The sequence below is a fragment of the Acaryochloris sp. CCMEE 5410 genome, from assembly GCF_000238775.2.
GTDB lineage: Bacteria > Cyanobacteriota > Cyanobacteriia > Thermosynechococcales > Thermosynechococcaceae > Acaryochloris.
In genome coordinates, this window is record NZ_AFEJ02000001.1 from 4,223,687 (window position 1) to 4,236,392 (window position 12,706).

Below are 12,706 nucleotides of genomic sequence, written 5' to 3' on the forward strand. Positions count from 1 at the left end.
CGTTTCCTAGATAAACGATGGACAACCAATTGCTCTAGTAGTTGATTTGATAAGGGCATCAAAATCATGACTTAATAACAACTTGAGGGCCATCTTTGAATGATTACTTAAGTGATAGTTGGGACTTGAATGCACTCAAACCTATTTGGGGTCCTAATCTAATCGATTCAACAGTGCTAGGTACTGTAATTCTGTATTTTTAGATACATTTTTCTTTTGCAAAAGACCTCATGGCTTAACTGGATCAGCCCATTGAAGCCTCAATCATAAAATATTCTCCACCCTATCCTTAGATGTAAACCTGAGCCTGTGTAGTTTGGATATATTCACAAAACGCCCTGGAGAATACCAGGGCGTTTTGTGAATATATGTTGTTCAACCTCTAATGCCAGACATTTTCTAGATAGCTTTTTAGAGAATTCTTAGCGTATTGCTGAGGTTGCTCGGCTGCCTTGAACTTGAGCATCTTTGAGGAAGCCACTGTAGGCTTCCATGCCATGTTCGCTGATATCGAGTCCTTTGATTTCTTCTTCTTCAGGAACCCGGAGTCCAGCAATTGCCTTGATGGCAGCCCAAGCAATGGCCGTTGTGACCAACGTGAAAGCACCGACAGCCAAGATCCCCACGATTTGCGGAATCATTTGTTCAAATCCACCGCCTAGGATAAGACCCTTTGCAGGACCGCCTCCTTCGCCATAGATCAGACCATCTGGTCCTTGAGAAAATAGACCGACCGCCAAAGTGCCCCAAACACCACAAACACAGTGAACAGAGATGGCACCCACTGGGTCATCAATCTTCATGCCATCAATGATAGTGACCGCAAACACAACAATCACCCCAGCAATCAGACCAATCACCGCAGCCCAAGGAACCGTCACCCAAGCACAAGGGGCCGTAATGCCCACTAATCCAGCCAAGATGCCATTGATGACCATGGATAAATCAGGCTTGCCGAGGTAGAACCAAGCCGTGAAAGTTGCAGCAACGCCACCGAAAGCAGCCGCAATGTTTGTGGTCAGGGCCACATGAGCAATGGCAGCACCATCCCCTACCCCCATAGTGGATCCTGGGTTAAAGCCAAACCATCCTAACCACAGAATCAAACACCCTAGGGTGGCAATACTCATATTGTGACCAGGCATAGCAGTGGCCCCAGTTTGAGAATAGCGACCTAACCGAGGTCCAAGGAACGCAGCACCAACGAAAGCTGCCCAGCCTCCGACAGAGTGGACGACTGTAGAACCGGCAAAGTCCCAAAAGCCCATACCTGCTAACCAGCCGCCACCCCAAATCCAGTGACCAGAGATGGGATAGAGAATGCCAGTGAGTACTAAGCTAAAAATCAAGAAAGAGACAAACTTAATGCGCTCAGCCACTGCTCCAGACACGATGGTGGCTGCAGTTCCAGCAAACACAAGTTGGAAGAGGAACTTTGCAAAGAGGGGAACGCCCGTCCAGTTCAAAGCGCTAAAGATACCTTCATAGGCATCTCCTGTCGCAGGACTATTATCAGCACCTCCGACAAACCATCCAGCCGTCCCTAAGACGGGGCTGCCATCACCAAACATCAAGCCAAAACCAATGGCCCAGTAGGCAATAGTGGCCAATGCAAACACAATCAAGTTTTGGCTAGGATATTGACGGCATTCTTTTGACGGCAGAAGCCCGTTTCCAGCATGCCGAACCCGGCGTTCATAAAAAAGACTAAAAAAGCACAGAGCAGTACCCAGACCGTATCTAACCCAACGGTGAGGGTTGCTGTGGGGTCAGGGGGAGCTGCTTCTTGGGCAACAGCGGCCACGGACCAAAATAATAAAACTATTGCTGTCATTGGCATGCAAAGCTGCCAAGCAGGAGATAAGCGCTTTCTGCGCTTGAGGTTTTTAGGCCTCGAGTTAATTGGCTTAGACATCACCACAATACGTTTCCTAGATAAACGATGGACAACCAATTGCTCTAGTAGTTGATTTAGATGTAGAGACTTCAGCCATTCCTAAACTTTGGATACTAAAGCAATTAAACGATCTAAAGAAGATAAGCCCGATCGGTAAAGCAAATTGGATATGGGATCACCCAACCCACTGATTTAATCGATTCAACAGTGGTAGAGGCCGCAGTTCTGTATAGGGTGATACATTTCTTTCTGGGTAGAGAACAGAGTAACCTGAAAGGAGTGGATCAATAACACCTTGGGGTTTCTCACCTAATTCCCCAAAACTTTACACTGATAAAGCATCTAGGGTTTGACATTAAATATGAGTAAGGTTTGGGAAATCGATTTTTATTCGCGCCCCATTTTAGACGAGCAACAAAAAAAAATTTGGGAACTATTGGTTTGTGATTCTCAGCGAAACTTTGAGTTCACCAAAGTCTGCTCAGGTTCGCAGGCCAATGCCCGTTGGCTACAAGAAGCATTAGCTGAGGCGTTACCCCTATGGCGTCAGCAAGGGAATTATGGTGAGCAAGACTTTCCAGAAAGAATTCGCTTTTTTCGGCGTTCGATGAAAAGTATCATTCCGCGGGCTTGTGAAGCGTTGGAGATCCCAGCCCAGCCGAGTCGGAGAACATTTGGGGTGTATCAGTGGCTTTGCGAACGGGAGCAGACTGTATACCCTCAGCATCCGGGGTATCAACCCATGATGGCTGCGCCCATGACCTTTGAACCTACCTTGCCGAAGCCTTTACCAGATGCTCTGCAAGGAGAGGGTTGGCGGCTTGTGACGCTTCAACTCAGTGCATTTGAAGATATGGATGAGTGGGATATTGCTTTTGGCGCTAAAATTCCATTGGCGCAGCTGAATCTACCGCCAGAGACTGCAATTCCTGGACTCCTGATTTTCTCGGAGCGCTCTACGCCCTTGGCAGGGTGGATGTCGGGTTTAGAATTAGCCTGCCTGAAACTGGAAATGGATCCTAAACCTCAATTGCTTCTAGAAACAGGACTTAGCGATCGCTGGGTGATTGCCTATCTGAATGATGATCCCCTGGTAGCTGAAATTCAGGACTTTGAAAAAACTAAGCAGGCTGCCCAGCAAATTCATTTTGTGGCTGTGCAATCTTCGCCTGAATCTGAACAATTTGCCGGGTTCTGGTTAATGCAAGAAATAATGGCTGCTTAATGCGGGGTTCTAGCTTCATCTTGTGAAAGTTAGGTCAAATCTGTAGACAGTTCTCCAGGTTGGCTTTAGGCACCTAGAGCTAGCCATCGTTTCTGAAGCGTATTCAGGCTAAGATAGGCCAACTTGGGAGAAAAATCTGATCTGAGTAGCCCACCATGGGGCCAGAAGCCGTCATCCGCTAGATCCCACCACGTCACGGCTTGGATATAAGATTTGCTGTAGCACAGGGTATAGGACTGTTCGACCCAGTCGGCTTGGATATTTTTATTCCAAGGAGCATGCCAGAGCACGGGTGGATCTGGGCAAGGGGTATTCTCAGCCCGAGTGGTATTGGAAGAAACCTCTAACTCTGTGATGTGAATCGGTGTACCGAGCTGGCTAAATCGCTCTAAGAGTCGGTTGACTTCAAACATGTCCTGATTGGGGTAATACAGCTGCATACCGATAATTTCAAACGGGATATCATTCTCAAGACAGGTTTGTAGATATTGATAGGCACTGTGTAATGGGGGTTGGCGGGGACCCTTGGGAATATATTCGGCCCACTGACAGCAGGTGTTTCGCTTTGTGATAGCCTTCGACCGTTGCTAGAGAAGCGAATTGAGTCATCTCTCGCTGGTGTTCTGCAGAGAAATTGAGGGTATTGGCCCAGTCCGTACCCGATGAATCCGAGACTCAGCACAGGCCAAATTCAAATTCAGAGGAAAGTCTGCTGGTGTATAGCCTCGGCCTTGGTTGTCGGCATAAAGGGCAACTTTACCAAACCCTTTAACCGCCAGATAGAGAACAATTGCAAACGGAACAGGGGGGGGTGTGGTCCACAATACACCCGAGTCTACTTGACGGGGAGGATTGGGCATGGGTTCATCCCCTAAGGTGAGGAAAAACGTTTGGTTGAAGACTTTAGCAGGCATGGGTTTGCCCGTAGATGTCCATGCCTGCAGCTTGATCCGATTCGTAAGGGCGGGAACCTTGGCCTTAGATTGTTCAGAGCGTGAAGCGCCCAAGGTGAGGAGTGCTGCTGTTCCGCCAGTTAGCGTTAAAAATTGCCGTCGATCGATTGCCGCCATGCAGGGTCCCCCATTTTGAGTTGTCAGCTAAAGTTAGCGATCCGGGTAATCTGACTGCAAGGTACCCAATATTTGTAATGGCCATATCCTCAGACTCACAATTTGATGATCTGAACCCCTCTTCTGCGGATACAGCGGCGGCTACCTCGCCGCGATCGCTCCTCGGTATTCTCTGTCTAGGGCTATATTTTTTGTTCACGCTAATGCCTGATAGTCACAGCATTATGGCGGCGTGGCCCTGGGTGTTGGTGTGGCAATTGACCTGGCTGTGTCCCGTGCTCTGGCTAGTGGGACAGCTTTGGCAGCGTTCACCGATCCCTCGTTTACAGCAAGGTCTAGATTGGCTCGCTGCATTGACCGTGGTGGGGTTGCTGCTATCGGCCTTCTTGGCTAGATTCCCCAACCAGGCGCGTTGGTACACGGGGGCTGCCCTGGGTGGCATAGCCGCCATCTACTGCGTCAATGCCTGGGCACGAACGCCCCTTCGCCGTCAACAATTACTGGTGACCCAAGGCATCGTGAGTGCGGGGTTGATTGTCACCAGTCTTGGCCTTTGGGTGAGTCAGACCTTATTGCCAGAGCTGAATCGCCTCCAGTCGCTGCAAAAATTAGGGGTGCAAGCTAGCTATAACTTCTCAACTCTAGAACTGCGAAATTGGGCTCCCTTTGGTCATCAAAACTATGTGGCTGGCTATTTAGTGCTAGCTCTGCCGCTTTTACTGGGTTTGGGATTGACCCATCTGCGTTGGCGATGGTGGTGGTTTGGCTGTTTGGGGCTGGGTCTCATTGATCTGTACACCACTAGCTCTAGAGGTGGTTGGTTAGGGCTTTTGGTTGCCGGTGTGTATTTGGGATTGGTCCTCTTTCGTCAACAGGGATTGAACCGTCGCTGGTTAATGGGCGGAATTGGCATTGTTTTCGTCTTAGTATTCGCCAACAATCGCCTTAGCAGTCAAATCAGTAATTTTTTGCAAGGCCGTTCCGGTGGAGATATGGCCTATCGACTGATTACTCATGTGGCCGGTTGGAACATGGGACTGCAACAACCTGTGACGGGAATGGGCGCAGGAAGTGTGCCTTTGGCCTATCAAGCCTATCGACCTCACTGGGCAGGCTTAGAAGCCGAACATGCCTATCAATTACATGGAACCTTGCCACAAATTTGGGCCGAGCTGGGTTTGGCAGGAATGGTTCCTTTTGTCCTTTTGCTGGGGTGGCTAATTTGGCAAGGGGGGCGATACATGACCCAAGCCACAGCCAATCTCTTGCCCCAAAGTTTGTTCGCTGGCCTTTTAGGATACAGTCTCGTTTCTCTGACAGATTATCAGTTAGACAATATTGGCATTAGTGGTTTTATTATTATTAGTCTCGGTTGCCTCGCTGGCTTTATGAGGCCTACCAAGGAAGTAACCCAAGTCAAAGCGCCATCTGATAAGCGTAGTAAATCAATCGCAGGTGTCCTGCTTGGCGTTGTTCTAGCCTTTGGAATATCGGTTGCCCCCATCCATGCTGCTTGGCAGGTGTCTCACCAAGGATTTGCTGCTTTAGATCAGCAAGAGATCGAGCGATTCCGCCTGCACTTGGCAGATGCTCAAGCCAAGGCCCCGTGGGAACCCTATTATTCCTACCAATTGGGATGGAACTTAGGAGAAATGGGATTAAAAACCCAGGATCCTAAGTTCCGAAGTTACCTAATTCAAACTGCAACTCAGCACTTTATCCAAGGTAATCAGGCCGCTCCAGATCAAGAGTTTGGCCATACTAACTTAGGGTGGCTATATCTGCAGACAGATCCACGGCAAGCGACCCAGGAGTTTGCCCGGTCGGCAGAACTGGTGCCTGCAAAACGAGGGGTCTTTTTTGGGCTGGGTCTCAGTTTAATCGGTCAGGGCCAAACCGATCTTGCTGTGCAAGCCATGACCTTAGAATGTCTGCGCAATCCTATCTGGATTACGAGTCCGGCGTGGAAGTCACCCCCCTTGCAATCTATCTATGAAAAGGTTCTTGCGAACTTAGGACAAACCTATGACCAATTGTTGCAGGGACATCAGCATTTAGATGATCTCAATACCCATCTCCATAAAGGTAGAGGCAGTTTGGAATGGTGGCGTGGCAACTTCGAAGCGGCCCAAGCCGATCTCGACACCTATGGTAGCCCCCTCAGTCGAGCTTTGGTAGAGGTGGCTCAAAGTCAGCCAGGGGAACCTATTCAAGTTTCTCCAGAATTATCAAATGCCTCTCGCTATATCCTGCAAGCTTGGGCCATGCCGGATCAACGATCGTCTTTGTTGGCTAAAGCCTGGTTAAGGGGAATGGGGACCGATAAAACAGAGCAACTGGTGAAAGTTACCTTAGACAGCATGCAGCAGGCCCAAACGTTTCAGGAATGGTTGCAAGACTATCCCATCGTGCGGAAATATCATCGACAACGGGCCGGTTTTGGGGTGTTGAGTCGTCATACTGATGGTCCTAATCCGACAGACTTTTTTCAGGTCATCGATAATGTAGTTATGACTGAAATTTTTAGTGACATGATGCCTGTGCCTGAATATTTTCCTGATTTAGATCGAACCCTAAAAGAGCGCCGTAGTGCTTTGTTATCAGAGGTTAAAGCCTTATCAGAGAATGCTATGCTGACCTCATCGCTGATGCAAAGTGGTGCAATGGATAGAACCCACTAATGTTCTGTTGCACCCTGTCAATCTAGTTTTTAATTGCGCTTTTCTTCGGAGAATAACCCTATGAGTGAACCCAGCGATCAGGTCCCTATGAAAGATGCTACCCCTAGCGATCCCACTCGGGTTGAGGAATTTAAACTCAGCAGTGGCTCAGTGATAGACAAAGTAAAAGAGCTGGTCAAAAAAGGCAATGTCCGCAAAATCATTATTAAAACGGACGCCGGACGTTCGTTAGTGGAGATTCCCCTGTCTGTCGGCGTGGGGGTGGGTGCTGTTGGGATCATCACTGCCCCGTTATTAACTGTTTTGGGTGTTGTGGGAGTTTTTGCAGCACGTCTTACTATTGTTATAGAAAAATCCCTGGAATAGTTAAGGACTGGAATGGAATTTCAAACGCAAGCTCAGCAGGAGTGCCACACCAAAGTTGCCAGCTGGATGGATGAACTCTTTGAGGACATCCCTTGGGAGAAACTAGATGACCCAGGTTTTGGTCTGTTTATGGGGTCAGCATGGGTAGAGGTACGTGTTTTTCCTTGGCAAGAAGATAGCGTGATCAATATTCGCTCTACTGTCGTATCCGGAGCCAATATGGCTGCTGACTTGCAATCCCATCTATTGCGTGAAAATGCAGAAATGCGGTTTGGCGCATTTTCCGTGAATGATGCGGGTGACATCCTATTTGAACATACGATTGTGGGGTCAACTTGCGATCCCAATGAGCTAGAAGCCTCCGTGCATGCGGTCTTGGCTGCTGCGGATAATTACGATGATCAGATTGTTCAACGCTGGGGTGGAGAGCGAGCGTTGGATCGGAATCCTTAAAGATAGCTCCCCAAAACAGTGTGGCCAATATTTAATGCTGTGAAGGCTTCAGATATTGGCTACAACAACTGATAGGTATGGGAATGAGAGAATGAACCTGTTGACCAAAAGACTCCTGATTGCTGGGATTTTTTTGGTAGTTTGTGTGGGTATTTATGGTGTTTTCCGCAAACTGGGCTTAATTTTTCCCTTAACTCATGTCCCTGACCTTTTATGTGGTAACCAGTGTGCGCCTAAGCGATTACATCGGCCACCTGTGGGCAATCGCCTGATCAATGGAAATCAGGCGATCGCAACAATAACGAATCGCTCTACCCTCGATTCTGAAAAACTCACCCTTCTGATCGAAAAATCTAAATTTAGGCTGACAGTTTACTACGACCAAAAACCGCTCAAATCCTATCCAGTAGTATTGGGGAGTGTACCGACGGGAGACAAGTTACGAGAAGGCGATCGCAAAACCCCCGAAGGTTTGTTTCAACTCCAAGATAAATATCCCCATCCCAGCTGGTCAAAATTTCTCTGGTTGAATTATCCAACGGCTGATTCTTGGCGCAAGCATCTAGACGCCAAACGCCAGGGCACAATCAAGGCTAGTGATACTGTGGGCAGTGCAATTGGGATTCATGGGGTACCCAGAGGCTCCGATCATTTAATCGATCAGCGGCAAAACTGGACTTGGGGCTGTATCGCGCTCAAGAATAAAGATGTGGATGAGCTTTATGGGATTGTGAGCAAGGGGACTTGGATTGAAATTTTGCCCTAGTGCTGATCCCTGGCGCTGTAGTACTGAGCAGGATTGTGCTGTAAGAGATTAGCCCGGTGTTGTATCCCTGTCCTGCGGCCTTGCTGATAACCACAGGAAAGTAATTTTAGGTGTGAAGTAAGGATTTATTAGGTGTCTTAGGTGAAATTATCAGGATGATATGGACTGGTATGGGATGTCTCGGTTATTTACCCAATTCTGCTAGGCGCTTATCTAACAGCATGAGAAAAGGCTTGATTTGGTCTTGATTGGGGGTGTAGTAGAGGTTGGCATTGCCCCGATCTGTATCTTCCCAAAACTTGGGTTGAGATGCCCGTAAGCGATCGCAAGTTTTCTCGATCCGCTGCCGAAAGGCTTTATCCCCCAAAACGGCAATATCATCCAAAATATCGGCAATGATACAGTCTACAAAGTCATACTTTTGCTCTTTGAGATAAAACAGGGCTAGACAAATTTGCAAGGTGCGTACCCCACTATTAAGATGAGGCTGATTGGAATTATCGGTTTCAATCTCAGGGGGACGATCCACCAGCAGCATCTCGCCGAGCAGCTGTTTTTGAATCTCTTCAGACCATTGTTGTTGATGGACTAGCACCAAGATTTTTTTCATCTCTGCTGCCACCACATCCACAATGAAATACATGGCAGAACTACTCCGACCATAACCATAGGCTTCATTCCCATACAGACGCAGGTAATAGAAGCTCTGCCAGGAATGGTGAAGACGGTGGTGGGTGACGAGGTTCTCAATAAAAGCCCGATAGTGAAAGGCCAAATTATAGAGATTGCGGGCCTCATTATGTTTGACCCCATGTTTCAGGGCAAACCGGAACATGGTGTTAAAGCGGACAATAATCACTTCTAAGAGCTGATCATCTTTCAGTTCGATCGCTTTTAAGCCAATATTGCTCATCTCTGAAGCACAGAGGGACGCTAAATCAAATTCCGAATCATCCAAGAGATGGACATAGATATTTCCCAAGAGGCGAAAGCATTTCTGCTCATAAAAGGTTTTGCTTCGTTCTAGATCCTCGAATTGATCAATCAGGGTTTTGAAGGAAATATCTGAGCAGACCGTATGACCGACTCTGAAGAACTTGGGATTAATATGGGGCTTTGTGGTGATATAAGTCTGAATCATCAGACTTATATTTTGAATGGCTTGGGCCTTGGGTTCCTTGAAGGTCAGGTATTCCAGCAAATTTCCTAACTGGTTCAAAGACTCTAACAGGCGGTGCTGACATTCTTCTCGATAGGCATTGTTGTGGAGGAGTCGGTTGACGGAAGATCGCTGTAATTTGTGAATATTAGCGATATGGGTATCAACAATCTTGCGGATCACCGTAATTGGCTGAATGCTTTTGAGAACATAGAAAATATAGGGAAATGCAATGATGATCGACCCCGGTAAAAAGATATAGAGGTTGAGCATCAGGCTGGCGGGCCTGATGCTGGCTGTATCTTGGTAATACTTGATCAGAAGAGCATGGCTGCCACCGATCATCAGGAACCAAATGTAGGCTAAGCTCACCCAATCCCGCATGTAGAGTTCCGCAATTTTGGGAATGGTTTGGGCGGCGACGGAGATGGCAATCACCAAGGTCCCTAAGGTTAGGGCAATGAGGGATAGCCATACTTCGGGAGCAAAGGCAATATCGAGGGTTTCTAAAAAATTAGGATAAACTTGCCAGATTTGTTCTAGGGTTTGTCTGGACAGGGTAAATAGACGGGTGCAGATGATATCGATGGAGATAAATCCTGCTAGCACCGTCAGAAACGACAATAGGGAACGGTGCTTAGACCCGAGGGCAATGATTCGATGCAGCAGATAAAGGACTTTTAGATCCACAGGTCAGCGGAGTCTCCTTTAAACGACTATCCGCTCCCAATCGGAACAAACTGGTTAGCTGAGCTAGGTCAATCTGTTGAATTGGGAGCGGTCTAGCGGATCATTCAAGTTAAAGTCTGACTGCCGAAAGAACTCCGACATGAACTACTAGGTAGTTGATTCAGAGAACAGTCTCGGCGCACAGCCGACCTAGCTTAACTTGATGACCCTGCATTTTACTACTATCTTGCATGGGCATCACCTCCTTAATCCCTGGACGGTTTATTCTCAAACACATCAAGTGTGGAATGCTCTAAAGATAGCACATCTATTCCAGAGTGCAACGGTCAAAGCCTTAAACGATGGGTTAGGACGAAAATTGCAGCCAAGCTAAGCGAGTACCGGGATAAAAGTGAGCCAAAATTTGCTGGTAGTTATATTGTCGTTGCGCCAATTGATTGGCACCGTTTTGGCTCATGCCAAACCCTTTGTGGACTTCTTGTACGATTTGATCCGAGGCGGCATAGAGGGATTCCACCACTGCGCCGTTGTGGGAAAGGACAATACCTGCTGTGTCTTCAACTGCAGCTAAAGTAGAGCCGGTTTCGGTTTCGATACCTTTATAAGCTTGCCATCGTTGAGTATCGCCTAGATCAAATAATGGGTTAGCTGGACGCGCAATATGGGCTAAAGCATAGGAGCGGGCGGCAATTGCCTGGGATTTAAGAGCTTCTAAAGGCCATGAGGCTGGCATCTCTGAACCCACAACGCTGTAAAGGTAGGACTCCATATCGAGATGGTTGACCCCTGTGAGTTTGCCGTTATTGGCTACCACCTGAATAGCACCTCGATACCACCGACCGGATACATAAACCAAGCCTGTGTCTGATTCAGGCTTAATCCAAACTACGTTAGGGGCGCTCTGAGCACCAATCCGCATCTGTCCGCTCTGGGCCATAAAGTTTTCGGCAGCGGAGGGCACAAGCTTTTTGACCGCCTGACCTTGCTGATCCACCACTGTAGCGGGGGTGGAAGAGCCAATCACTAAGTAGGGAGATTGCTGTGCGATCGCAACTCGAATCGGAACTCGGGGAGACGCTTGAGTAGGTTTGGGGGGCAAAGCCAGTGCCTCAGCCTGAGTGGCCTGATAAGAAGAAGCCTTACTGGTTGGTTCTGAGAAAGGCGTAGTAGCAGGCTTGGTCTTCGTAGGAGCTGGACGCTGGATATCCGAACTCGGTGCCGGTTGTGTCGGCACTAGAGTCGTTAACTCTGGTGCGGGAATAACAGGGGTTGAAGGTCTGACGGGCTGAACCCTGGATGTTGATTGGACTGTTGTTTGACGATCACAGCCACTGACAATGAGCCCTCCAAGACTGATGGTCAGCAATAGAACAGCACGGGAGACAGAGCTGAACCCAAAAATCTTTGATTGAGGGCAAAACATATTAATTGAGATTAAAGATATTCAAAATAAGTCTGTTATCTTCTTTATTCTATCGTTTGACGCCCATATCATGATTTTATACCGTCAACTAGAAAAAAGAAGAGGTAGACCCCCTTTTAAAGTTCCCGTTTATATTCCTGAACAGGGCAATCGCTTCTTCCTGATAGTTGGATATACCAATTCATAAAAGCAGATTATTTGTCGGCCACAAATATTAAAAAAATAAGAAAATATTGCGAAATATGGTCTTTGGAAATAAAAGCAAAGCGTTATACAGCCTTAATCTGCAAAGCTTTATATCGATATCTCATCAATTGTAAAGAACCACACCAATAATGAGACTCACAGGAGGACAATGAGAGTAATAAAAGAATTTTAGTTAAATTCCTTTATTTTTCAGTTCAGTTCTTAACTGATCCCCTGTGTTTCTCGATTGAGCCTCATGAATAAGTATTGGTTTGATATCTCTAAATCCTCACTTCAGAAGAGCAAACGGTATACAAGACTACCGATGTATCTTCTCAGTGGTGTGGTCTTGGTGCATGTATGGGGTGTTACATCCCTCTGTGCCAATGCTCAATCCACCCTAAAGGGGATCGAACCGGCAAAGGATATGAATTCCAATACGGCTGTGGCGGTTTCGCTACCCCAGTCTCCTCTCCAGGATGGCGTTCATCTATTTGGGCGATCCCAAGAACCTGGACAGTTACAAACTGAATACTTGATTTTTAAAATGAAGCGCAATCGGGTGATCGGGGCCTTCTTTATGCCATCGTCTTCCTTTGATTGCTTTGCGGGGCATTTGAAAGGTGGGAACTTAAACCTATCGGTGCTCGAAAGCTATGAGCAGCAGACCTATGAGCATAGCGTCAACTTAAATCAGTATTACGCCATCAAACAGATCAACAATAACGACATGCGCATTCTTGATGTTTGTGCAGTTCATTCAGGCCACACTGCTCAAGAGCCATGATTG

Annotated in this window: 10 protein-coding genes and 1 pseudogene; 6 read left to right on the forward strand and 5 right to left on the reverse strand. The window is 47.4% G+C overall.

The window, feature by feature from the left end; genetic code table 11:
- Positions 1–422 precede the first annotated feature (422 nt).
- Positions 423–1,915: pseudogene (locus tag ON05_RS19465) on the reverse strand (ammonium transporter).
- Positions 1,916–2,258: 343 nt separating this feature from the next.
- Between ON05_RS19465 and ON05_RS19470 the strand changes: the two are divergent.
- Positions 2,259–3,122, forward strand: coding sequence for a Tab2/Atab2 family RNA-binding protein (locus ON05_RS19470; protein WP_010473634.1), 864 nt, complete (start codon positions 2,259–2,261; stop codon positions 3,120–3,122).
- A 65-nt stretch (positions 3,123–3,187) separates the two neighbouring features.
- Here ON05_RS19470 and ON05_RS19475 read toward each other — a convergent pair whose 3' ends face one another.
- Positions 3,188–3,694 carry an endo-1,4-beta-xylanase gene (locus ON05_RS19475; protein WP_085945177.1) on the reverse strand — a complete coding sequence of 169 codons (507 nt, stop codon included), beginning with the start codon at positions 3,692–3,694 and terminating at the stop codon, positions 3,188–3,190.
- A 33-nt stretch (positions 3,695–3,727) separates the two neighbouring features.
- Positions 3,728–4,192: a twin-arginine translocation signal domain-containing protein gene (locus ON05_RS19480; RefSeq protein ID WP_029315207.1), complete on the reverse strand. Its 465-nt coding sequence runs from the start codon at positions 4,190–4,192 to the stop codon at positions 3,728–3,730.
- Positions 4,193–4,269: 77 nt separating this feature from the next.
- Between ON05_RS19480 and ON05_RS19485 the strand changes: the two genes are divergently transcribed.
- The 4 genes from ON05_RS19485 (at position 4,270) to ON05_RS19500 (ending at position 8,458) form a co-directional block, all read left to right on the forward strand.
- Positions 4,270–6,873 carry an O-antigen ligase family protein gene (locus tag ON05_RS19485; protein ID WP_050857470.1) on the forward strand — a complete coding sequence of 868 codons (2,604 nt, stop codon included), beginning with the start codon at positions 4,270–4,272 and terminating at the stop codon, positions 6,871–6,873.
- Positions 6,874–6,933: 60 nt separating this feature from the next.
- Complete coding sequence (locus ON05_RS19490) at positions 6,934–7,239, forward strand: DUF4342 domain-containing protein (protein ID WP_010473632.1); 306 nt, start codon at positions 6,934–6,936, stop codon at positions 7,237–7,239.
- A 12-nt stretch (positions 7,240–7,251) separates the two neighbouring features.
- Positions 7,252–7,692: a T3SS (YopN, CesT) and YbjN peptide-binding chaperone 1 gene (locus ON05_RS19495; protein WP_010473631.1), complete on the forward strand. Its 441-nt coding sequence runs from the start codon at positions 7,252–7,254 to the stop codon at positions 7,690–7,692.
- A 91-nt stretch (positions 7,693–7,783) separates the two neighbouring features.
- Positions 7,784–8,458 carry a murein L,D-transpeptidase family protein gene (locus ON05_RS19500; protein WP_010473630.1) on the forward strand — a complete coding sequence of 225 codons (675 nt, stop codon included), beginning with the start codon at positions 7,784–7,786 and terminating at the stop codon, positions 8,456–8,458.
- 184 nt (positions 8,459–8,642) lie between these two features.
- On the opposite strand, the gene ON05_RS19505 is transcribed toward ON05_RS19500, so the two are convergent.
- A complete protein-coding gene (locus tag ON05_RS19505) occupies positions 8,643–10,307 on the reverse strand; it encodes a hypothetical protein (RefSeq protein WP_010473629.1) in 1,665 nt (554 codons plus the stop codon).
- Between the two features lie 346 nt (positions 10,308–10,653).
- A complete protein-coding gene (locus tag ON05_RS19510; protein ID WP_010473628.1) occupies positions 10,654–11,730 on the reverse strand; it encodes a SpoIID/LytB domain-containing protein in 1,077 nt (358 codons plus the stop codon).
- A gap of 442 nt (positions 11,731–12,172) precedes the next feature.
- Here ON05_RS19510 and ON05_RS19515 point away from each other — a divergent pair, with 442 nt between their 5' ends.
- Positions 12,173–12,703 carry a hypothetical protein gene (locus ON05_RS19515; protein ID WP_029315206.1) on the forward strand — a complete coding sequence of 177 codons (531 nt, stop codon included), beginning with the start codon at positions 12,173–12,175 and terminating at the stop codon, positions 12,701–12,703.
- The last annotated feature ends 3 nt before the right edge of the window (positions 12,704–12,706 follow it).